This window comes from Pseudomonas sp. LBUM1660 (genome assembly GCF_059695935.1).
This window is the reverse complement of record NZ_CP166795.1, coordinates 5,777,198-5,800,007: the sequence shown is the minus strand read 5'-3', so window position 1 is coordinate 5,800,007 and position 22,810 is coordinate 5,777,198. Positions and strand designations below refer to the sequence as shown.

The following is a 22,810-nucleotide window of genomic DNA, read 5'->3' as shown; positions in this document are numbered from 1 at the left end:
CATGGTCGGCCCCTGCGCGCAGGGTGCCCATTGGACGTAAGTCTAGGTCGGGGCGTGCAGGCGTCGGAAGTTAGGAAATGTCTGACGCAACTGTGCGAAAAAACCTCTACATTTACTATAGGAAAACTTTCCGACGAAGTGCACATTGAAGGCCTGCTTAGCGATGTCTGACGGATGAGCTAGGGAATTGAAATGAAAACGTAGAGAAAGCCATGTCTGACCACGATATTTTGAGCGATGCCGAGCGCGAGGCGCTGAGTGCAATCATGCTCGAACCCGATTTGCCGCCGCAGCGTGTGCTGATCGTCGACGACGATAAAGACGCGCGGGAGCTGTTGTCGGAGATTCTCGCGTTGGACGGTATTCGTTGCATGACCGCCGCCAGTGGTGAAATCGCACTCAAGATGTTGAGCGAGAAACCCTCGATCGGCCTGGTGATTACCGATCTGCGCATGGGGCACATCGGTGGCCTGGACCTGATCCGGGAAGTTCGCGAGTCGGTAAGGGCGGCAATGCCGATCATCATTGTTTCCGGCGACGCCGACGTGCAAGACGCGATTGCCGCCATGCATTTAAGCGTGGTCGACTTCCTGCTCAAACCTGTCGATACCGGCAAGCTGTTGGCGCTGGTCAAGCATGAGTTGGGAATGGATGTGCAGGAACCGATTTGAAACAAAAAGGCCCTGATCTTTCGATCAGGGCCTTTTTTTGTCCGGCATCAGTCTTCAGTTACAGGCCATTGGCAGCCTTGAACTCGCGACGACGACGGTGCAGGACCGGCTCGGTGTAGCCGTTCGGCTGCTTCGTGCCTTCAACCACCAGTTCGACCGCCGCCTGGAAGGCGATGTTGCTGTCGAAGTTCGGTGCCAGCGGGCGATACAGCGCGTCGTTGGCGTTCTGACGGTCAACCACCGGCGCCATGCGCTTGAGGCTTTCCATCACTTGTTCTTCGGTGACGACGCCATGACGCAGCCAGTTGGCGATGTGCTGGCTGGAAATACGCAGCGTCGCACGGTCTTCCATCAGGCCGACATCGTTGATGTCCGGCACCTTCGAGCAACCCACGCCCTGGTCGATCCAGCGCACCACGTAACCGAGAATGCCCTGGGCGTTGTTGTCCAGTTCGTTCTTGATCTGCTCTGCGGTCCAGTCTGGATTGACGGCCAACGGGATGGTCAGGATGTCATCCACCGAAGCGCGCGCACGTTTGGCCAACTCGGCCTGACGGGCGAACACATCGACCTTGTGGTAATGCAGCGCATGCAGCGCAGCAGCGGTCGGCGATGGAACCCAGGCGGTGTTGGCGCCGGCCAGCGGGTGAGCGATTTTCTGTTCGAGCATCGCCGCCATCAGGTCGGGCATCGCCCACATGCCTTTACCGATCTGGGCACGACCTTGCAGGCCGGTGCTCAGGCCGATATCGACGTTCCAGTTCTCGTAGGCGCCGATCCACTTCTCGGCCTTCATGTCGGCCTTGCGCACCATCGGGCCGGCTTCCATGGAGGTGTGGATTTCATCGCCCGTGCGGTCGAGGAAACCAGTGTTGATGAACACCACACGCTCGCTGGCGGCCTTGATGCAGGCCTTGAGGTTGACCGTGGTCCGGCGCTCCTCGTCCATGATCCCGACTTTCAGCGTGTTGCGCGGCAGACCGAGCACATCTTCGATGCGACCGAACAGCTCGTTGGTGAACGCGGCTTCTTCCGGGCCGTGCATTTTCGGTTTAACGATGTAGACCGAACCGGTACGGCTGTTCTTGCGCGAGCTGTTGCCGTTGAGGCTGTGGATCGCCGCGAGGCTGGTGATCAGGCCGTCGAGGATGCCTTCCGGTACTTCGTTGCCATCCTTGTCGAGAATCGCATCGATGGTCATCAGGTGACCGACGTTGCGCACGAACAATAGCGAGCGACCATGCAGGCTCAGTTCCTGACCGTCGACACCGGTGTAGGTGCGGTCTGCGTTCATGGTGCGGGTAAAGGTCTGACCGCCCTTGGAGACTTCTTCCGACAGGTCGCCCTTCATCAGGCCGAGCCAGTTGCGGTAGATCACCACTTTGTCATCGGCATCGACAGCAGCGACGGAGTCTTCGCAGTCCATGATGGTGGTCAGCGCGGCTTCCATCAGGATGTCTTTGATACCGGCAGCGTCGGTCTGGCCGACCGGGGTGCTGGCATCGACCTGGATTTCGAAATGCAGGCCGTTGTTTTTCAGCAGGATCGCGGTCGGTGCGGCTGCATCGCCGTGGAAACCGATCAGTTGGGCGTCGTTGCGCAGGCCAGTGTTGCTGCCGCCTTTGAGGGCGACCACCAGTTTGCCGTCAACGATCTTGTAGCCGGTGGAGTCGACGTGGGAGCCGGCCGCCAATGGCGCGGCCTCGTCGAGGAAGGCGCGGGCGAAGGCAATCACTTTGTCGCCGCGAACCTTGTTGTAGCCTTTGCCTTTCTCCGCGCCGTCGGCTTCGCTGATGGCGTCGGTGCCGTAGAGCGCGTCGTACAGCGAACCCCAACGGGCGTTCGAGGCATTGAGCGCGAAACGGGCATTCATCACCGGCACCACGAGCTGTGGACCGGCCATGCGGGCGATTTCGTCATCGACGTTTTGCGTCGTTGCCTGGAAATCGGCCGCTTCTGGCAGCAGATAACCGATGTCTTGCAAGAAGGCTTTATAGGCCACCGCGTCGTGTGATTGACCGGCACGGGATTGGTGCCAGCCATCGATACGAGCCTGGAAATCATCGCGTTTGGCGAGTAGGGCTTTGTTCTTCGGCGCCAGGTCATGAATGACCTTGTCGGCACCGGCCCAGAACTTATCGGCGGTGAGGCCGGTACCGGGAATGGCTTCGTTGTTCACGAAGTCGAACAGGACTTTGGCGACCTGCAGGCCACCGACTTGAACGTGTTCAGTCATTGCTTGCCTCACTCTGCTCAGCTATTTCGCTTTTCAGCTCTTCAATTTTGACAATGAAGCCTCTGGCTATTTAAACCACAAACCCCCTCCACCAGTACATGCCATTTCGGGCGGCTGGGATGGAACCGATCAACGGCTTTGAGGCCTTGCTGATAGGGCTTTCAGGGCTGCGAGTGTGCCTGTGGCAGACATCGATCCAACGTTATGTAGTGCGCGCTGCGGCATACTACATGATGAATTGCGCTTGTGAAAATTAGACTAATTACGTCGTTCTGCGACCCCGTGACGCATTGCGGTCACGTCGGGGCACGGGATGTTCTCAAAAAACTATTAGATTGTTCCAGTTAAATATAAAAACTTGTACACGATTTGTTGTTTGCAGGTTCATCGCGGCGCTCCTTTCGCGGGAAGCCTCGCTCCTATAGGGGTTGCGTGGTTCCTTGTAGGAGCGAGGCTTGCCCGCGAAGGCGTCCGCCGAATCAACGCAGCAACAACCCTTGCCTATACTTCTTTTTCTATAACAAAAGAGGGCTGCGCCATGGACCACCTCGTACTCACTGTTTTCGCTCCGGACAAGCCAGGGCAGGTCGAGCGCATTGCCCAATGCATTGCCGAGCATGGCGGCAACTGGCTGGAGAGCCGCATGTCGCGCATGGCGGGGCAGTTCGCCGGGATTCTTCGGGTGGGCGTGCCGGCCGAGGCCTACGATGAGCTGGTCGATGCCCTGAAGGCGTTGTCCGCCCACGGCATTCGCGTGCTGATCGCCGAAAGCGGCATTGAGCAATCCTGCACCTGGAAACCGATTGCCATGGAGTTGGTGGGCAATGACCGCCCGGGGATTGTCCGTGACATCACTCGCCTGCTGAGTGAACAAGGCGTGAATCTGGAGCGTCTGGTGACCGAAGTGCGTCCGGCGCCGATGAGCAGCGAGCCGTTGTTCCACGCCGAAGCGATTCTGGCAGTACCGCTGACCTTGTCGCTGGATGTCTTGCAATCGCGCCTGGAAACCCTGGCCGACGATTTGATGGTGGAATTGGTGCTGCGCAGTGAACCCTGACAGGGTTATCCAAGTTAAACGTGCACCTGCCTGTGGATAACCTGTAGAGACAGCCCGCCAGCCCACGCGGGCCGGGCTTCTTCAAGATCTGATCAAAAAACCATCAGTTTCAACAAGTTGCGCACAAACGGCGGGGATCACGCTGTGGATAACCTTGGGAAGGATCAATGCAGGCCACGAAGGACGTGGTCTGTAGAGGTTTGTGTGTTTTTTGATCAGTTGCGGCGGCGCATAGTGATCACCGCATCGACGCTGTAAATCGCCAGGCCGGCCCATATAAAGATGAAGGCCACCAGCGTGCTGGACGACAAATGTTCGCCAAACAGCAGCACGGCTTGCAACAGCACCAGCGTCGGCGCCAGGTACTGGAGGAATCCCAGCGTCGTGTAGGGCAGATGCCGTGCGGCGGCGTTGAAACACACCAGCGGCACCAGCGTCACCGGCCCGGCCGCCACCAGCCACCAGGCTTCGGACGTGGTCCAGAACTCGGGCTGAGCGCTTGTGGCCGTCTGATTGAACAGCAGCCAGGCAATGGCAATCGGAACCAGCATCCAGGTTTCCACCACCAGGCCAGGCAGCGCCTTGACGGGCGCTTGCTTGCGGATCAAGCCGTAGAAGCCGAACGTCAGCGCCAGCACCAACGACACCCACGGCAGACTGCCGACTTGCCACACCTGCTGCGCCACACCGACCGCCGCCAGACCCACCGCGATCCACTGCATGCGCCGCAGCCGTTCGCCGAGGATCAACATCCCCAGCAGCACGTTTACCAAAGGATTGATGTAGTAACCGAGGCTGGCCTCGAGCATGCGCCCGTTGTTCACCGACCAGACGTAGGTCAGCCAGTTGGCCGCAATCAGCGTGCCGCTCAGGGCCAGGACCGCCAGGCGTTTAGGATTGTCCCGCAGCTCCTGCCACCAGCCCGGATGTTTCCAGACCATCAGCAACAAGCCGCCGAACAGCGCCGACCACAACACGCGGTGGATGATGATTTCTACGGCCGGCACCGATGCGATGGCTTTGAAGTAGATCGGGAACAGGCCCCAGATGATGTAGGCACTCAGGCCCAGGATGTACCCGCGACGCGGGTTGGCGGCTTGCATGCAGAATCCTTGCTTAGGCAGCTAACAAAGAGGGGATTGTATAGATGTGTTGTATTTTTTGTAGGAGCGAGGCTTGCCCGCGAAGAACGATAGCGCGGTATTTCAGACAGGCCGCGTTATCGTTCTTCGCGGGCAAGCCTCGCTCCTACAGGGGATGTGTTGGTCAGAAGAGCTTAAGGGGTTCTTCGTTCAGGGCAGACAGTTGCTCACGCAACGCCAACACCTGATCCCCCCAATACCGCTCACTGCCGAACCACGGAAAGCTGTGCGGAAACGCCGGGTCGTCCCAGCGGCGGGCGAGCCAGGCGCTGTAGTGCATCAGGCGCAAGGCGCGCAGCGGTTCGATCAGTGCCAGTTCCCGTGGGTCGAAGTCGTGGAATTCGTTGTAGCCGTCCATCAATTCCGACAGCTGCCCCAGACATTCCTGACGATCCCCCGCCAGCATCATCCAAATGTCCTGCACCGCCGGGCCCATGCGACAGTCGTCGAGGTCGACGATGTGGAACATCTCGTCGCGGCACATCATGTTGCCGGGGTGGCAATCGCCGTGCATGCGGATGTTCTGGTGCGGCGTGGCCTTGTAGACCTCTTCCACGCGCTTGAGCAGGTCGCGGGCGACAGACTCGTAGGCCGGCAGCAGGCTCTTGGGGACGAAATTGCCTTCGAGCAACGTGGTCAGCGAATCGTGACCGAAATTCTTCACGCCCAGCGCTTCACGGTGTTCGAACGGCTTGGTCGCACCGACGGCGTGCAGCCTGCCGAGCAACTGGCCCAGGCGATACAGCTGATCGAGATTGCCCGGCTCCGGCGCACGGCCGCCACGGCGGGGGAACAGGGTGAAACGAAACCCGGCATGTTCATGCAGGCTGGCGCCGTTGTGAATCATCGGCGCCACCACCGGCACGTCGCACTCGGCGAGCTCAAAGGTGAACTGGTGTTCTTCGAGAATCGCTTCGTTGGTCCAGCGCTGCGGGCGGTAGAACTTGGCGATCAGCGGCTCGGAGTCTTCGATGCCGACCTGATAGACGCGGTTCTCGTAACTGTTGAGCGCCAGGATGCGGGCGTCGCTGAGAAAGCCGATGCTTTCGACGGCATCGAGCACGAGGTCTGGGGTGAGGGTTGCAAACGGGTGGGCCATGCTGACTCCTGCGCGCAGCAGGCTGCCGCGTCCGGCCAAGCATGGTAGCGCAGACGGGGCTTCTTTAGTGTTAAGGCTTGAGATGAGTGGTGTTGCCATCGCTAGCAGGCTAGCTCCCACAGGGGATTTGCGGTGTGTCGCAGATCCAGTGTGGGAGCGAGCCTGCTCGCGATGGGGCCCTGTCAGGCGCCGACGATCCCGCCATCTTCACGCGTGATAGCCATCACCGAAGATCGCGGCTTGCCATTCGGCAGATGCTCAGGGAACGTCGATCCACCGTTCTCCCCCGGATGCTGGATCCCGACAAACAAGGTCTTCTGATCCGGCGAGAAGCTGATCCCCGTGACCTCGCAGCCAACCGGCCCGACCATGAACCGACGAATCTCCCCTGTCACCGGGTCGGCGCACAGCATCTGGTTGTTACCCATGCCGGTAAAATCCCCGGCGTTGCTCGAATCGCCATCGGTGAGAATCCACAACCGCCCGGCATTGTCGAAGCCCAGGCCATCGGGGCTGTTGAACATGTTCTGCGGCGTGATGTTCGACGAACCGCCCTTGGGCGTACCGGCGTGGATGCCCGGGTTGCCGGCGACCACAAACAGGTCCCAGGAAAAGCTTTTGGCACCGTGATCGTCACGGTCGGTGCGCCAGCGCAGGATCTGCCCGTAGACGTTCTTCTCCCGGGGGTTCGGCCCGCCCACCGGTTGACCGTCTTCGCCGCGTTTGGCGTTGTTGGTCAGCGTGCAATAGACCTGGCCATCCTTGGGGCTGACGACGATCCATTCCGGACGGTCCATGCGAGTGGCCTTCACCACGCTGGCTGCCAGGCGCGCGTGAATCAACACTTCGGCCTGGTCGGCAAAACCGCTGCTGGCGTCGATACCGTTTTTACCGTGGGTGAGTTCGATCCACTCGCCCTGGCCTTTCGGGTGATCGGCATTGCCGTCGCCCGCGTCGAAGCGCGCCACGTACAACGTGCCGTGGTCCAGCAGGTCGCGGTTGGCCTTGGGGTTTTTGTGGTTGATCTTGTCGCGGCTGACGAACTTGTAGATGAACTCGCCGCGTTCGTCGTCGCCCATGTACACCACGGCGTGGCCGTCATGGGTTTCAGCCAGCGCAGCGTTTTCATGTTTGAAGCGGCCCAGTGCCGTGCGCTTGACCGGCGTCGATTGCGGATCGAACGGGTCGATTTCCACGACCCAGCCGTGGCGGTTGAGTTCGTTCGGATTCTTCGCCAGGTCGAACCGCTCATCGTGTTGATGCCAGTTGATCTCTTTGCTGGCCGCCACTGCGCCGTAGCGCTTCTGCGCGGCATCGAACTTTTGTTCGGCATTGCTGCTGCCGAAGCAGTCGGTGAAGTTCTCTTCGCAGGTCAGGTAAGTGCCCCACGGCGTCTTGCCGTTGGCGCAGTTCTGGAAGGTGCCGAGGACATTCTTGCCGTGCGGATCGGCGCTGGTTTTCACCAGTGCGTGGCCGGCAGCCGGGCCGCTCAGGCTGATCGGTGCGTTGCCGTGAATGCGCCGGTTGTAGCGCGAGCCCTGGACGAATTGCCACTGGCCATTCTTGCGCTGCACTTCGATTACCGACACACCTTCGCAGGCCAGCGCCTTGCGCACCTCTTGTGCCGATTGCGGCATGCCGCCATGCGGGTAGAGGTAGCGATAGTTGGTGTATTCGTTGTTGATCGCCATCAGCGCCCGGTCTTTTTCACCGGGGAATTCGAACAGGCTCATGCCGTCGTTGTTGTCGCCGAACTGGACTTCCTGCTGCTCGGCGGTGCCATTACCGCTCAAGTCGAACGCCGGGCCGTTTTTTTGCAGAGGCTGGCCCCAACTGATCAGCACCGAAGACTTGTAGCCTGGCGGCAGGGTGATTGCGTCGCTGGTGGCGGCGGGGATGCTGTCGAAACCCAACAGTTTGCTGGAGCCTGCGCTGACACTCGCGGCCAGCACGCTGCGGCTCAGCAGGTTGCCGCCCAGGAACATGGCCGCACCGCAGAGGGCGCCGGCGCTGATGAAACCACGGCGACTGAGGCCGACCATTTTCTCGAGGTCGGTGGACTGGTTTTCTTCTAATAGGCTCACATCAGGCTCCCTGCTGGTTTTTGCAGCCACCTTAAAGAGCAATGATGAAGCTTATGTTTCAGAGCGGTGTACCGAGCAAAACGTTGGACGGCGCGAACTGCACCCGCACCGGTTTGTCAGCGGCAAGCCCCTGGCTTCTCAAGTGCAGTGGCTCGGCCAGCGCGCAGAGGATCTGGCCATTGGGCAGGCCGATGCGCACTTCGCTGGGGCCGTCTTGGGCGTCGAGTATTTCTTCGATGGTGCCATTCAGGAAGTTGTCGCCCGGTGTTGGTTGTTGATCGATGCCCAGTAACTCCAGCCAACCTGCCTTGATCAGGGCCACGACTTCGGTGCCGGTCTGCAGTTCCAGGCGCAGGGTGCTGTCGTGAGTGATCTGCGCATCGAGGGTCAAGCCTTCGGCCAGTTCAAGACGGACCCGGTCGTTGTGCCCCTGGTTGTCGATCGCCACGACCTTGCCGTGCAGTTGATTGCGGGCGCTGGTTCTGAGCATCAGCCGACCGAGCAGGTCCAGGTCGCTGGCATCTTCGGCGGCTTCCAGCACCTGGGCCTGCAAGGCTTGCAGCTTTTGATACAGGCGCAGCACTCGCTGGCCTTCGTTGGACAGTTTGGCGCCGCCGCCGCCCTTGCCGCCGACGCTGCGTTCCACCAGCGGTTTTTGCGCGAGGTTGTTCAGCTCATCGATAGCGTCCCACGCCGCCTTGTAACTTAGCCCCGCACTTTTTGCGGCGCGGGTGATCGAGCCCTGTTCGGCGATGTGCTGCAGCAACGCGATGCGCTGCGGGCGACGGACAATGTGCTGGGACAACAGCGTGGGCAAGGACATGGCTAGGTGCTTTGGGCTGTGGAGATGGGGAAGACGTTGGCGGCTGGACGCGTGGGAGTCAAGTCAGCCCATGTTCCCTGTGGGAGCTAGCAGGCTCGCTCCCACAGGTTTTGTACGTGGTTTTCAGTCAGGCTGCGTCACCGGGTTTGGGCGTGCGGGCCAGACAGTAGATGTCGACCCGCGCGGCTCCGGCATCCATCAACAGGCGAGCCAGGGCCTGGGTGGTGGCGCCGGTGGTCAGCACGTCGTCCACAATCGCCAGGTGCCGCCCTTTGACCGGCGCATCGACCACTAGGGCAAACGCATTGCGCAGGTTCTTTTTGCGAGCGTCGGCATTCAGGTCCTGTTGCGCGCTGGTGTCCTGAATCCTCAGCAGCAGTTTTTCATCGCAAGGGATGTTGAGGCTGTCACCGAGCCAGCGGGCGAGCATCGCGGCCTGGTTGAAACCCCGTTGACGCAGGCGTTTAGCCGCAAGCGGAACAGGGACCAGAGCGTCGGGCCGATTAAGGTCCTCATCGAAGCGATTTTGCAGGTATTGCGCGAGAAGTTCGCCGAGCAGGCGGCCAAACGGCCACTTGGCGCTGTGCTTGAAGCGCGTGATCAATGTGTCCACCGGAAAGCTGTAAGTCCAGGGGGCTGCGACCCGCTCGAAAGCCGGCGGCCGTTTTAAACATGAGCCACACGTCAGGCCCGACGCAGGCAAGGGCAGGGCGCAGGTCTGACAGTGATCGCCCAGCCAGGGCAGGTCGGTTTCACAGGCTATGCAGATGGGCCTGACGTCTTCGGTGGCTTCACTGCAGAGCAAGCAGTGTTGGTTATTGTTTAGCCAGATGTAAACCGGTCCTACGTATCGTGGTTGACAGCGCATCACTCTTCCTTAAATATGCCGAACATCCGTGTCGCGTCTGTGGGTATTCCCTTCCCCAGCCGCTTGCCAAGCATAAACAAGGAAACGCCCATGAGCGCCAGCACCTCTGCAACCCTGCGTCATGACTGGTCTTTGGCCGAAGTCAAAGCACTCTTCGTTCAGCCATTCAACGACCTGTTGTTCCAGGCGCAGACGGTGCACCGCGCGCATTTCGACGCCAACCGCGTCCAGGTTTCCACGCTGCTGTCGATCAAGACCGGCGCCTGCCCGGAAGATTGCAAATATTGTCCGCAGTCCGGTCACTACAACACCGGCCTGGAAAAAGAAAAACTGATGGAAGTGCAGAAGGTTCTCGAAGAGGCCGCTCGCGCCAAGGCCATCGGTTCGACACGTTTCTGCATGGGCGCGGCGTGGAAACACCCGTCGGCCAAAGACATGCCTTACGTGCTGGAAATGGTCAAGGGCGTGAAAGCCATGGGCCTGGAAACCTGCATGACCCTGGGTCGCCTGGATCAGGACCAGACCGTTGCGCTGGCCGACGCCGGCCTCGACTACTACAACCACAACCTCGATACCTCGCCGGAGTTCTACGGCAGCATCATCACCACCCGCACTTACAGCGAGCGCCTGCAAACTCTGGCTTACGTGCGCGAGTCGGGGATGAAGATCTGCTCCGGCGGCATCCTCGGCATGGGCGAATCCCTCGATGACCGCGCCAATCTGCTGATCCAGCTGGCCAACCTGCCAGAGCATCCAGAGTCGGTGCCGATCAACATGCTGGTGAAAGTCGCTGGTACGCCGCTGGAAAATGCCGAAGACATCGACCCGTTCGACTTCATCCGCATGCTCGCCGTCGCGCGCATCCTGATGCCGCAATCCCACGTGCGCCTGTCCGCCGGCCGCGAAGCGATGAACGAGCAGATGCAGGCCCTGGCGTTCTTCGCCGGTGCCAACTCGATTTTCTACGGCGAAAAACTGCTGACCACCGCCAACCCGCAGGCCGACAAGGACATGCAACTGTTCTCGCGCCTGGGGATCCTGCCGGAAGCGCGCGAAGAGCACGCGGACGAAGTGCATCAGGCTGCGATTGAACAGGCGCTGGTTGAGCAGAAGAGCAGCGAGCAGTTCTACAACGCGGCTGTTTAACGCTCCACTGATCCTTCTGAAGGAATGCAAAACCCTGTAGGAGTGAGCCTGCTCGCGATAGCATTTTAATATTCAACATAGATGTTGGATGTCATGGCCTTATCGCGAGCAAGCTCGCTCCCACAGGTTCTGCTACATCACTTCTGAATTCTGATCCACGAGGCCTGCATGTCTTTCGATCTCGCCGCACGCCTTGCTGCCCGTCGTGCCGAAAACCTTTACCGCCAGCGCCCTCTGCTCGAAAGCCCTCAAGGCCCGGAAGTAGTGGTCGACGGTCAGCCGTTGCTGGCGTTCTGCAACAACGACTACCTGGGCCTGGCCAATCACCCGCAAGTGATCGAAGCCTGGCGTGCCGGCGCTGCCCGTTGGGGCGTTGGTGGCGGGGCATCGCATTTGGTCATTGGCCACAGCGCGCCGCATCACGCGCTGGAAGAAGCCTTGGCCGATTTGACGGGGCGCCCGCGTGCGCTGCTGTTCACCACCGGCTACATGGCCAACCTCGGCGCAGTCACCGCGTTGATCGGGCAGGGCGATACGGTGCTGGAAGACCGCCTCAATCACGCGTCGTTGCTGGATGCCGGTTTATTGTCCGGCGCACGTTTCAATCGCTATCTGCACAACGACGCGGCCAGTCTGGCCAAGCGTCTGGAGAAGGCCACCGGCAATACGCTGGTGGTCACCGACGGCGTGTTCAGCATGGACGGCGATATCGCCGACTTGCCGGCGCTGGCCCGGGAAGCCAAGGCCAAAGGCGCGTGGTTGATGGTTGATGACGCGCATGGCTTCGGTCCGCTGGGCGCCAACGGCGGCGGGATCGTCGAGCATTTCGGCTTGAGTCAGGAAGACGTTCCGGTATTGGTCGGCACCCTCGGCAAGGCGTTCGGCACCGCAGGTGCTTTTGTGGCCGGCAGCGAAGAGCTGATCGAAAGCCTGATCCAGTTTGCCCGCCCCTACATTTACACCACCAGCCAACCGCCGGCCTTGGCCTGCGCAACGCTAAAAAGCGTTGAACTGCTGCGCACTGAACATTGGCGACGCGAGCATCTGAAAACGTTGATCCGCCAATTTCGCCACGGTGCCGAGCAAATCGGCCTGGAGCTGATGGACAGCTTCACGCCGATCCAGCCGATCATGATCGGCGATGCCGGGCGTGCGATGCGACTGTCGCAGATGCTGCGCGAGCGCGGGCTGATGGTCACGGCGATTCGACCGCCCACCGTGCCCGCCGGCAGCGCCCGTCTGCGCGTGACCCTGACCGCCGCCCACAGTGAAGCGCAGGTGCAGCTATTGTTGAATGGACTGGCCGATTGTTTTCAACAACTGGGACCGGAGCCAAGCCATGCGTGATCGACTGATTCTGCTGCCCGGTTGGGGTCTCGGGATTTCACCGCTGGAGCCTTTGGCGGCCGCCTTGCAGGGGTTGGATGAGCATCTGCGGGTCGAGATCGAGCCGTTGCCGGAACTGGAATCGAGCGATCTTGAGGAATGGATCGATGAGCTGGATTCGACGATCCCGCAAGACGCTTGGCTCGGTGGCTGGTCCCTTGGCGGCATGCTTGCGTCTGAGTTGGCGGCGCGTCGTGGTGACCGTTGCTGCGGCTTGCTGACCTTGGCGAGCAATCCTTCTTTTGTCGCCCATGAGCTATGGCCGAGCGCGATGCCTGGCGAAACCTTCGACGCGTTCCTGGCCGGCTGCAAGGCCGATCCGCGGATGACGCTGAAGCGCTTTTCCCTCCTCTGCGCTCAAGGGGCCGAAGACCCGCGCGGACTGTCGCGTCTGTTGCTCGGTGGTGCGCCAAATGCCTCCGCTTCGATATTGATGAGCGGACTGGAAGTGCTCGCACAACTGGATACCCGCCAGGCGTTGCAGGCGTTTCGTGGCCCGCAATTACATCTGTTCGCCGGGCTCGACGGCCTGGTCCCGGCCGAAGCGGCCGGAGACCTTCTGGCCTTGCTGCCGGATGTCGAAATCGGCCTGATTGAACAGGCCAGCCATGCGTTTCTTCTGGAAGATCCCCACGGTGTGGCGGGGGCGATCCAGGCCTTTTTGCACGAGTCCGGTGATGACTGATTTATCCCTCCCCAATCTGCCCGGCGGTTTGCCCGACAAGCGTCAGGTGGCGGCATCCTTCTCCCGCGCGGCGGCGAGTTACGACAGCGTCGCCGAATTGCAGCGCGATGTCGGCAGCCAGTTGTTGAGCCGTTTGCCCGGTGATTTTGTGCCGGGTGTCTGGCTGGATCTGGGTTGCGGTACCGGGCATTTCAGCCGGGCATTGGGCGAGCGCTTTCCTTCGGGCAACGGACTGGCAATGGACATCGCCGAGGGCATGCTCAACCACGCCCGGCCATTGGGCGGCGCCAGCCATTTCATCGCCGGGGACGCGGAGCGTTTGCCGCTGCAGGATTCGACCTGTGATCTGATCTTCTCCAGCCTGGCGGTGCAGTGGTGCGCGGATTTCGAATCGGTGCTCAGTGAGGCATATCGGGCACTGAAGCCGGGTGGGATTTTCGCGTTTGCCAGTCTTTGTGTAGGAACGCTATTTGAGTTGCGTGACAGCTGGCGTCAAGTGGATGGCATGGTGCACGTCAATCGCTTCCGCGAGTTCGGTATTTATCAACAGCTGTGCGCGGCCAGTGGCTTGAGGGTTGTCAGTCTCGGAACTCGTCCTCACGTGTTGCATTACCCGGACGTGCGCAGCCTGACGCATGAACTCAAGGCGTTGGGTGCGCACAACTTGAACCCCGGTCGGCCGGGCGGTTTGACCGGTCGGGCGCGGATCCTCGGCTTGGTCGAGGCTTATGAGCAGTTTCGTCAGGCCGAAGGATTGCCGGCGACTTATCAGGTGGTCTACGCCGTGTTGGAGAAAACCATATGAGCGCTGCTTATTTCATCACCGGCACGGACACTGATGTCGGCAAGACCACCATTGCTGCAGGTTTGTTGCATGCCGCGCGGTCGGCGGGCATGAGCACGGCAGCGGGCAAGCCGGTCGCTTCCGGCTGCGATGTGACGCCCAAGGGTTTGCGTAATTCCGATGCGCTGGCGTTGCTGGCCGAGTGCTCATTGCCGCTGACTTATGCACAGGTCAACCCGGTGGCATTCGAACCGCCGATCGCTCCGCACCTGGCCGCGCGGGAGGCGGGCGTAGCGCTGACGGTGCAGTCACTGTTGGCGCCGATGCGCGAAATTCTCGACATGCAGGCGGATTTCACCTTGATCGAAGGCGCCGGCGGCTGGCGCGTGCCGTTGGCGGATCAGGCCAATCTGTCGGATCTGGCGATGGCGCTGGATCTGCCGGTGATTCTGGTGGTCGGCGTGCGCCTGGGTTGCATCAATCATGCGCTGCTGACCGCCGAGGCGATTGCCCAGGACGGTTTGCAGCTGGCGGGGTGGGTGGCCAATATCATCGATCCGAAGACTTCGCGCCTGGAAGAGAACCTCGCGACTCTCGCTGAGCGGATCCCGGCACCTTGCCTTGGGCGAGTGCCGAAACTCAAGTTGGTGACGGCCGAAGCGGTGGCGGAACATTTGCAACTGGATCTGCTGGATTGAGGTTTTGCCTATGACAAGGCACTGTGCCATTAGTGTTTTTGTCGGGCCTTTTGCCATCAGGTCTGGTTCAATGGCCAAAGTTAATCCTTTGTAGGACGAGTTCCCCTATGGAAATCTCAGGAAACACCGCTTTTTATGCCGGTCTGAGCACTATTCAGACAGGGCAGAACCGTGTCGATCAGGCTTCCAGCCAGATTGCCAGCAGCACCATCGAGCGTTCGGTAACCAGCCAGTCTTCCGAGGTTCAGGTAGACCGCCTGCGTTCGGTAGATCGCAGTCAGCAATCGGACGTGGCCAGCAGCATGGTCGAGATGGCACAGGGCAAGTTTCAGGTTGAGGCGGGCGCCAAAGTCGCCAAGGCTTCCGATGAAATGCTTGGGACGTTGATCGATACTTTCGCTTGACCCCTCGCTGAATCCGTCCTGCCAACGCCGCGACTATTCGCGGCGTTTTTATACGTAAGTCCTTCTCCCTCAACTAATCTTTCCTACAGGGCCTGTTGCGTTGTCAACGGCGGCAGCGCGGCTGCGTGTCCGGCATTTGGCGGCGCGATGACGAACGGCAAAAGATCGGCGCTTGACAAGATTTGGGCGTAAACGTATGTTTCAAACAACTGTTTGACCGTCACAACAAATCAACACGGTCGTTCATTCCCGGTTACATCAGCAGAGGTTTATCGCTATGCCTGACTACAAGGCCCCCTTGCGTGATATTCGCTTCGTTCGTGACGAACTGCTCGGCTACGAAGCGCACTATCAGAGCCTTCCGGCTTGCGCAGACGCAACTCCAGACATGGTTAGCGCCATTCTTGAAGAAGGCGCCAAGTTTTGTGAGCAGGTGCTGGCTCCGCTGAACCGCGTGGGTGACACCGAAGGCTGCACCTGGAGCGAGTCCGGCGTTAAAACCCCGACTGGCTTCAAAGAAGCCTACAAGCAATTCGTTGAAGGCGGCTGGCCAAGCTTGGCCCACGACGTAGAACACGGCGGCCAGGGCCTGCCGGAGTCTCTGGGTCTGGCCGTCAGCGAAATGGTTGGCGAAGCCAACTGGTCGTGGGGCATGTACCCAGGCCTGTCGCACGGCGCGATGAACACCATCTCCGAGCACGGCACCCCTGAGCAGCAAGAAGCCTATTTGACCAAACTGGTTTCCGGCGAGTGGACCGGCACCATGTGCCTGACCGAACCGCACTGCGGCACCGACCTGGGCATGCTGCGCACCAAGGCCGAACCTCAGGCCGACGGTTCCTACAAAGTCTCCGGCACCAAGATCTTCATCTCGGCCGGTGAACACGACATGGCCGACAACATCGTCCACATCGTGCTGGCCCGCCTGCCGGATGCACCGGCTGGCACCAAAGGCATTTCCCTGTTCATCGTGCCGAAGTTCATGCCGAACGCTGACGGTTCGATCGGCGCACGTAACGCCGTGAGCTGTGGTTCCCTGGAACACAAAATGGGCATCCACGGCAACGCCACTTGCGTGATGAACTTCGACGCGGCCACCGGTTACCTGATCGGCCCGGCGAACAAAGGCCTGAACTGCATGTTCACCTTTATGAACACCGCTCGTCTGGGCACCGCGCTGCAAGGTCTGGCCCACGCCGAGATCGGCTTCCAGGGCGGCCTGAAATACGCTCGCGATCGTCTGCAAATGCGCTCGCTGACTGGCCCGAAAGCGCCGGAAAAAGCCGCTGACCCGATCATCGTTCACCCTGATGTACGTCGCATGCTGCTGACCATGAAAGCGTTCGCCGAAGGCAACCGCGCGATGGTTTACTTCACCGCCAAGCAAGTCGACATCGTCAAATACGGCGTAGACGAAGAAGAGAAGAAGAAAGCCGACGCACTGCTGGCCTTCATGACTCCAATCGCCAAAGCCTTCATGACTGAAGTCGGCTTCGAATCCGCCAACCACGGCGTGCAAATTTACGGCGGCCACGGCTTCATCGCCGAGTGGGGCATGGAGCAGAACGTTCGCGACAGCCGCATTTCGATGCTGTACGAAGGCACCACCGGTATCCAGGCACTCGACCTGCTGGGCCGTAAAGTGCTGATGACTCAAGGCGAGGCTCTGAAAGGCTTCACCAAGATCGTCCACAAGTTCTGCCAGACCAACGAAGGCAATGAAGCGGTCAAGGAGTTCGTCGAGCCATTGGCTGCGCTGAACAAAGAATGGGGCGATCTGACCATGAAGGTCGGTATGGCTGCCATGAAGGATCGCGAAGAAGTCGGCGCGGCGTCGGTGGACTACTTGATGTACTCCGGTTACGCCTGTCTGGCCTACTTCTGGGCTGACATGGCGCGTCTGGCTGCCGAGAAACTGGCTGCCGGCACTTCCGAAGAGGCGTTCTACACCGCCAAGCTGCAGACTGCGCGCTTCTACTTCCAGCGCATCCTGCCGCGTACCCGCACTCACGTTGCAACCATGTTGTCGGGTGCCAACAACTTGATGGACATGAAAGAAGAGAACTTCGCGCTGGGCTACTAAGCCTTAACGTAGATCTTCATGAAGCCGCTACTCCTTCGGGGGTGGCGGTTTTTTTTTGCTTTTCAAAACAATACAGCCACCCGTGACCCAAAACTGGCCGCCCTGCAGATAGCCAATATCGCAACCGCTAAAAAAACCTTGGCCAACGACTCAGTAAGTCGGCATTTCTGCCGTTACAGTAGGTGGGCACAATGCCATCTATTGTCATGACGGTCGGAGCTTTACCCTTGCCGCGTTCTTCCGCTGTACGTTTCAGCCATTTCCTACCGTCGTTACTGCTTTTACTTGCGGGGCTTGCGGCCGCCTACATCAAGGACCTCAACGTCTTTTTCACTTCGCTGTTCAACGTGCTGCCGACCCTGGTGCTGTTGCTCGGCGGTGCGTACTGCGCGGTTTACCGACGTCAGCGCGAGCTGTTTCTGATGGTGACGGTGTACATCGCCTACTTTCTGCTCGACACCCAGACCGATTATTACCGCGACAACGGCAAGGTCCGAGATGACGCAGCGGTGGTTTTCCACCTGTGTTGCCTGTTGCTGCCGCTGTTGTTCGGTGTTTTCGCCGCCTGGCAGGAACGCACTCATTTGTTTCAGGACATGGTGGCGCGCTTCGCGGTATTGCTGGCCGTCGGCAGTGTCGCGTTGGGGCTGGAGCAAAGTTATCCCCAGGCCTTGTTGATGTGGCTGTCGGAAATCCGCTGGCCAGCGCTGCATGGCGCCTGGATGAGCCTGATCCAGTTGTCCTATCCCGTGTTCATTGCCTCGTTCCTGCTGCTGAGCTGGCAATACTGGCGTAACCCGAGACCCTTGCACGCCGCACAGCTGGTCGGCTTGCTCGGGTTGTTTTGGGCGCTGCCGAAAACCTTCATCCTGCCCTTCACCTTGAACATCATGTGCAGCCAGGTGATGTTGATGATTGCCGCCGCGGTTGCCCACGAAGCCTATCAAATGGCCTTCCGCGACGAGCTTACCGGCCTGCCGGGGCGCCGCGCCTTGAACGAGCGGATGCAGCGGCTGGGGCGCAATTACGTGCTGGCCATGAGCGACGTCGATCACTTCAAGAAATTCAACGACACCCACGGTCACGATGTCGGCGACCAGGTCTTGCGACTGGTCGCCAGCAAGCTGTCGAAAATCGGTGGAGGCGGTAGGGCGTATCGCTACGGCGGTGAAGAATTTGCCCTGGTGTTCGCGGGCAAGACACTGGAAGAGTGCATGCCGCACCTGGAAGTCATCCGCGAGTCCATCGCCACGTACAACATTCAACTGCGCAACCAAGACGCCCGCCCGCAAGACGACCAACAGGGGCGTCAGCGTCGCGCGGGGCCGGGCGCTTCAAGCGTGTCGGTGACCGTGAGCATCGGCGTCGCCGAACGCGTGGAGCAGCGCACCCCCGAAAAAGTGCTCAAGTCCGCTGACGAAGCGCTCTACAGCGCCAAGGGCGCCGGGCGAAATTGTGTGGTGGCCTTCGGTCAGACTCGCCGTGGCGCGGTGCGCATGGACGCCGCTGCGGGTTGAGTGATGATGGCGCATTCAGCGTCTGGACTGTGATTGTGAGGCAGGGTGGGCAGCAGTAGGTTTGAACGATCTGCTGACGGAGAAACGACCATGCCCGAATACAAAGCTCCCCTGCGCGACATGCGCTTTCTGATCGACCACGTCTTCGACTTCCACGCCAACTACGCCGCGCTCGGCGCCACCGATGCCAGCCCGGACATGGTCAATGCGATCCTCGAAGAAGGCGCGAAGTTCTGCGAGAACGTTCTCGCACCGTTGAATCGCAGCGGCGACGAAGAAGGCTGCCATTTCGACAACGGTGTGGTGACAACGCCTACAGGCTTCAAGCAGGCTTTCGCACAGTACGTGGAAGGTGGCTGGCACGGTCTGGCAGCTGACCCGGCGTATGGCGGACAGGGTTTACCAAGTTCCCTGGGCCTGGTCATCAGTGAAATGGTCGGTTCCAGCAATACCTCGTGGGGCATGTACCCCGGCTTGACCCACGGCGCGATGTCGGCCATCCACGCCCACGGCACCGAAGATCAGAAGAACACCTACCTGAGCAAACTGACGGCTGGCCAATGGACCGGCACCATGTGCCTGACCGAGGCGCATTGCGGCACTGACCTGGGCATCATCAAAACCCGCGCCGTCCCTTCCGCCGACGGCAGCTACGCAATTTCCGGCAGCAAGATCTTCATCTCGGCCGGCGAACACGACATGAGCGACAACATCATTCATCTGGTGTTGGCGAAACTGCCAGATGCTCCGGCAGGCACCAAAGGCATTTCCCTGTTCATCGTTCCCAAATTCCTACCCGATGCCGAGGGTGAAGCCGGCGAGCGCAACGGCGTTTCCTGTGGCTCGATCGAACACAAAATGGGCATCAAGGCCTCGGCCACCTGCGTGCTGAACTTTGACGAAGCCAAGGGCTTCTTGATCGGCGAGCCGAACAAGGGCTTGAACTGCATGTTCACCATGATGAACCACGCGCGGCTCGGCACCGGCATGCAGGGGTTGTGTCTGGGTGAGGCGAGTTTCCAGGGAGCCATCAAGTACGCCAACGATCGCCTGCAAATGCGCGCGCTGACCGGTCCCAAAGCGCCGGAAAAAGCCGCTGACCCGATCATTGTTCATCCTGACGTGCGCAGGATGTTGCTGACCATGAAAGCCTTCAACGAAGGCAACCGCGCGCTGACCTATTTCACTGCGCAGCTGCTGGACGTTGCACACCTGAGTCCAGATGAAACGGCGCGTCAGGACGCCGAAGACCTGTTGGCCTTCCTGACGCCGATCTGCAAAGCCTTCATGACTGACACCGGTCTGGAAGTCACCAACCACGGCATGCAGGTGTTTGGCGGTCACGGCTTTATCCGTGAATGGGGCATGGAGCAGTTGGTTCGCGACTGCCGGATCGCGCCGATCTACGAAGGCACCAACGGCATTCAGGCGCTGGATTTGCTCGGGCGCAAAGTGCTCGGCAGCCAAGGCAAACTGCTGCGTGGCTTCACCAAAATCGTCCATAAGTTCTGTGCGGCGAACGCTGATCACCCGCAACTCGCAAGCTACGTTGTACAACTCAACGAACTGAATCAGCAGTGGGGCGAGTTGACCACCAAGGTCGGCATGGCCGCGATGAGGAATCCGGACGAAGTCGGTGCAGCGTCGGTGGATTACTTGATGTACAGCGGTTACATCATCCTCGGCTATCTGTGGCTGCGCATGGCGCTGGTGGCCCAGTCGCAACTCGACGCGGGCAGCGGTGATGCCGATTATTGCCAGGGCAAACTGGCGACCAGCGAGTTTTACTTCAAGCGATTGTTGCCGCGTACTGCCGCTCATCGGGCGGCGATAGAGGCCGGGAGTGATTGCCTGATGAAGCTACCGGCGGAGTTATTTGCGCTCTGACGATTGTTAAAAGCTTCGCGGGCAAGCCTTGCTCCTACAGGTTAAGTGTCGTTTGCACCCTATGTGCACGACAAAGGACCTGTAGGAGCAAGGCTTGCCCGTGAATGCGTTCTTGCAGGCGAGAACTGCTCAGCTGGAATACTGCTGACTAAAAATTACAAAACGGTCACGGCCTGACCCTATGTGTCGCAAAAGTTGTTGGGTTACACTCGAACCCAACGAAAACATCATTCCCACGAATCACCTGTTTAGATCTTGCGAGGTTTGCCATGGCTGACTACAAAGCGCCCCTGCGCGATATGCGCTTCGTCCTCAATGAAGTCTTCGAGGTCGCCAAACTCTGGGCGGAGCTGCCTGCGCTGGCCGAGACCGTTGATGCTGAAACCGTCGAAGCCATTCTCGAAGAAGCCGGCAAGGTCACCAGCAAAAGCATCGCGCCCCTGAGCCGTGCGGCTGACGAAGAAGGTTGCCATTGGGCGGACGGTGCCGTCACCACGCCGGCCGGTTTCCCACAGGCTTATCAGACATACGCTGAAGGCGGCTGGGTCGGTGTCGGTGGCGATCCGACCTACGGCGGCATGGGCATGCCCAAGGCCGTGTCGGCGCAAGTCGAAGAAATGGTCAACTCCGCCAGCCTGTCGTTCGGTCTGTACCCGATGCTGACCGCCGGCGCCTGCCTGTCGATCAACGCCCACGCCAGTGAAGAACTGAAAGCCGCGTACCTGCCGAACATGTACGCCGGCGTCTGGGCCGGTTCCATGTGCCTGACCGAGCCGCATGCCGGTACGGACCTGGGGATCATCCGCACCAAGGCCGAACCTCAGGCCGATGGTTCCTACAAAGTCAGCGGCACCAAGATCTTCATCACCGGCGGTGAGCACGACCTGACCGAGAACATCATCCATCTGGTGCTGGCCAAACTGCCGGACGCACCGGCGGGGCCGAAGGGCATTTCGTTGTTCCTGGTGCCGAAGTTCATGGTCAATGCCGATGGCAGCCTGGGCGCGCGTAACCCGGCGAATTGCGGTTCGATCGAACACAAGATGGGCATCCAGGCCTCCGCGACGTGCGTGATGAACTTCGATGAAGCCGTGGGTTACCTGATCGGCGAGCCGAACAAAGGCCTGGCGGCGATGTTCACCATGATGAACTACGAGCGTCTGGGCGTCGGCATCCAAGGCCTGGCCACCGGCGAGCGCTCGTACCAGAACGCCGTCGAATACGCCCGCGACCGTCTGCAAAGCCGTTCGCCGACCGGCGCGCAGAACAAGGACAAGGTCGCTGACCCGATCATCGTCCACCCGGACGTGCGTCGCATGCTGCTGACCATGAAAGCCTCGAACGAAGGCGGCCGTGCGTTCTCCACTTACGTGGCCATGCAGCTGGACACCGCCAAGTTCAGCGAAGACGCGACCACCCGCAAACGCGCGGAAGATCTGGTTGCGCTGCTGACGCCGGTTGCCAAGGCGTTCCTGACCGACCTCGGTCTGGAAACCACCGTGCACGGCCAGCAGGTTTTTGGCGGCCACGGTTACATCCGTGAGTGGGGCCAGGAACAACTGGTGCGCGACGTGCGCATCACCCAGATCTACGAAGGCACCAACGGCATTCAGGCGCTGGACCTGGTAGGGCGCAAGATCGTTGGCACGGGCGGGGCGTTCTATAACCTGTTCGCGGATGAGATCCGTCATTTCACCGCCACCGCCAGCGCTGACCTGGCGGAGTTCACCAAGCCGCTGAACGATGCCGTGACCACCCTCGACGAGCTGACTTCGTGGTTGCTGGACCGGGCGAAAAACAACCCGAACGAAATCGGCGCGGCGTCGGTCGAGTACCTGCAAGCTTTTGGTTACGTGGCTTACGCCTACATGTGGGCGCTGATGGCCAAGGCGGCCTTCGGCAAAGAGGCGCAGGACGACTTCTACGCGAGCAAGCTGGGGACGGCGCGGTTCTATTTCGCCCGTCTGTTGCCGCGTATTCACTCGTTGAGTGCGTCGGTGAAGGCGGGTAGCGAATCGCTGTTCCTGCTGGACGCTGCACAGTTCTGACGGAGTCGCGTCATGTAAGCATTCTCTTACATGACGTGCTGCTGTTCTCCCATAGGCGAAAATTGGATCCAGAGCTAATCTACTTCACATGGACGTCGCGCAGGAAGCGCAAAGCAACAACACGGACACGTAGGATTCTGCCAGGACGGCGGAGTGAAATGGATGTCAGGGAAACAGTCTGCAAAGCCCCGC

Annotated in this window: 18 protein-coding genes; 12 read left to right on the top strand and 6 right to left on the bottom strand. The window is 60.1% G+C overall.

All coding sequences use genetic code 11. From position 1 onward, the window contains the following. Positions 1 to 212 precede the first annotated feature (212 nt). A complete protein-coding gene (locus ACA068_RS26985; protein ID WP_497305962.1) occupies positions 213 to 671 on the top strand; it encodes a response regulator in 459 nt (152 codons plus the stop codon). 58 nt (positions 672 to 729) lie between these two features. Here the strand turns inward: ACA068_RS26985 and ACA068_RS26980 are convergent, their stop codons facing one another. Beyond that, entirely contained in the window at positions 730 to 2,907 is a 2,178-nt protein-coding gene (locus ACA068_RS26980) for a malate synthase G (RefSeq protein WP_497305960.1), read from the bottom strand. Between the two features lie 538 nt (positions 2,908 to 3,445). Here ACA068_RS26980 and ACA068_RS26975 point away from each other — a divergent pair. Then, on the top strand, positions 3,446 to 3,964 hold the full coding sequence (locus ACA068_RS26975) for a glycine cleavage system transcriptional repressor (RefSeq protein ID WP_094470306.1): 519 nt from the start codon (positions 3,446 to 3,448) through the stop codon (positions 3,962 to 3,964). A 215-nt stretch (positions 3,965 to 4,179) separates the two neighbouring features. Here the strand turns inward: ACA068_RS26975 and rarD are convergent, their stop codons facing one another. The 5 genes from rarD to ACA068_RS26950 all read right to left on the bottom strand — a co-directional run bounded on the left by rarD (position 4,180) and on the right by ACA068_RS26950 (position 9,980). Continuing rightward, on the bottom strand, positions 4,180 to 5,067 hold the full coding sequence (gene rarD, locus ACA068_RS26970; protein WP_497305958.1) for an EamA family transporter RarD: 888 nt from the start codon (positions 5,065 to 5,067) through the stop codon (positions 4,180 to 4,182). Positions 5,068 to 5,230: 163 nt separating this feature from the next. After that, positions 5,231 to 6,205, bottom strand: coding sequence for a serine/threonine protein kinase (locus tag ACA068_RS26965; RefSeq protein ID WP_219096955.1), 975 nt, complete (start codon positions 6,203 to 6,205; stop codon positions 5,231 to 5,233). 182 nt (positions 6,206 to 6,387) lie between these two features. After that, positions 6,388 to 8,289, bottom strand: a complete 1,902-nt coding sequence (locus tag ACA068_RS26960) for a PhoX family protein (protein WP_497305956.1) — start codon at positions 8,287 to 8,289, stop codon at positions 6,388 to 6,390. A gap of 58 nt (positions 8,290 to 8,347) precedes the next feature. Further along, the gene (locus tag ACA068_RS26955; protein WP_497305954.1) at positions 8,348 to 9,112 is read right to left on the bottom strand and encodes a TOBE domain-containing protein; all 765 of its coding nucleotides are present in this window, start codon (positions 9,110 to 9,112) and stop codon (positions 8,348 to 8,350) included. Positions 9,113 to 9,239: 127 nt separating this feature from the next. Continuing rightward, on the bottom strand, positions 9,240 to 9,980 hold the full coding sequence (locus ACA068_RS26950; RefSeq protein ID WP_497305952.1) for a ComF family protein: 741 nt from the start codon (positions 9,978 to 9,980) through the stop codon (positions 9,240 to 9,242). A 90-nt stretch (positions 9,981 to 10,070) separates the two neighbouring features. Here ACA068_RS26950 and bioB point away from each other — a divergent pair, with 90 nt between their 5' ends. The 10 genes from bioB to ACA068_RS26900 all read left to right on the top strand — a co-directional run bounded on the left by bioB (position 10,071) and on the right by ACA068_RS26900 (position 22,618). Further along, positions 10,071 to 11,126 (top strand): biotin synthase BioB, encoded by a 1,056-nt coding sequence (gene bioB, locus ACA068_RS26945; protein ID WP_010467114.1) that lies wholly within the window; start codon positions 10,071 to 10,073, stop codon positions 11,124 to 11,126. A gap of 168 nt (positions 11,127 to 11,294) precedes the next feature. Beyond that, positions 11,295 to 12,473: an 8-amino-7-oxononanoate synthase gene (bioF, locus tag ACA068_RS26940; protein ID WP_497305951.1), complete on the top strand. Its 1,179-nt coding sequence runs from the start codon at positions 11,295 to 11,297 to the stop codon at positions 12,471 to 12,473. Then, positions 12,466 to 13,197 carry an alpha/beta fold hydrolase gene (locus ACA068_RS26935; RefSeq protein ID WP_497305950.1) on the top strand — a complete coding sequence of 244 codons (732 nt, stop codon included), beginning with the start codon at positions 12,466 to 12,468 and terminating at the stop codon, positions 13,195 to 13,197. The genes bioF and ACA068_RS26935 overlap by 8 nt, the downstream gene beginning before the upstream one ends. Beyond that, positions 13,190 to 14,002 carry a malonyl-ACP O-methyltransferase BioC gene (gene bioC / locus ACA068_RS26930; protein WP_497305949.1) on the top strand — a complete coding sequence of 271 codons (813 nt, stop codon included), beginning with the start codon at positions 13,190 to 13,192 and terminating at the stop codon, positions 14,000 to 14,002. The genes ACA068_RS26935 and bioC overlap by 8 nt, the downstream gene beginning before the upstream one ends. Beyond that, positions 13,999 to 14,679 carry a dethiobiotin synthase gene (gene bioD / locus ACA068_RS26925; RefSeq protein ID WP_497305948.1) on the top strand — a complete coding sequence of 227 codons (681 nt, stop codon included), beginning with the start codon at positions 13,999 to 14,001 and terminating at the stop codon, positions 14,677 to 14,679. Before bioC ends, bioD begins: the two co-directional genes overlap by 4 nt. 107 nt (positions 14,680 to 14,786) lie before the next feature. Beyond that, positions 14,787 to 15,083, top strand: a complete 297-nt coding sequence (locus ACA068_RS26920) for a pyrroloquinoline quinone biosynthesis protein PqqE (RefSeq protein ID WP_497305947.1) — start codon at positions 14,787 to 14,789, stop codon at positions 15,081 to 15,083. Positions 15,084 to 15,360: 277 nt separating this feature from the next. After that, on the top strand, positions 15,361 to 17,166 hold the full coding sequence (locus tag ACA068_RS26915; RefSeq protein ID WP_497305946.1) for a phenylacyl-CoA dehydrogenase: 1,806 nt from the start codon (positions 15,361 to 15,363) through the stop codon (positions 17,164 to 17,166). Between the two features lie 227 nt (positions 17,167 to 17,393). Beyond that, a complete protein-coding gene (locus tag ACA068_RS26910; protein ID WP_461982626.1) occupies positions 17,394 to 18,683 on the top strand; it encodes a GGDEF domain-containing protein in 1,290 nt (429 codons plus the stop codon). Positions 18,684 to 18,773: 90 nt separating this feature from the next. Further along, on the top strand, positions 18,774 to 20,570 hold the full coding sequence (locus ACA068_RS26905; protein ID WP_497305943.1) for an acyl-CoA dehydrogenase C-terminal domain-containing protein: 1,797 nt from the start codon (positions 18,774 to 18,776) through the stop codon (positions 20,568 to 20,570). Between the two features lie 269 nt (positions 20,571 to 20,839). Beyond that, positions 20,840 to 22,618, top strand: a complete 1,779-nt coding sequence (locus tag ACA068_RS26900) for an acyl-CoA dehydrogenase C-terminal domain-containing protein (protein ID WP_497305941.1) — start codon at positions 20,840 to 20,842, stop codon at positions 22,616 to 22,618. Positions 22,619 to 22,810 lie beyond the last annotated feature (192 nt).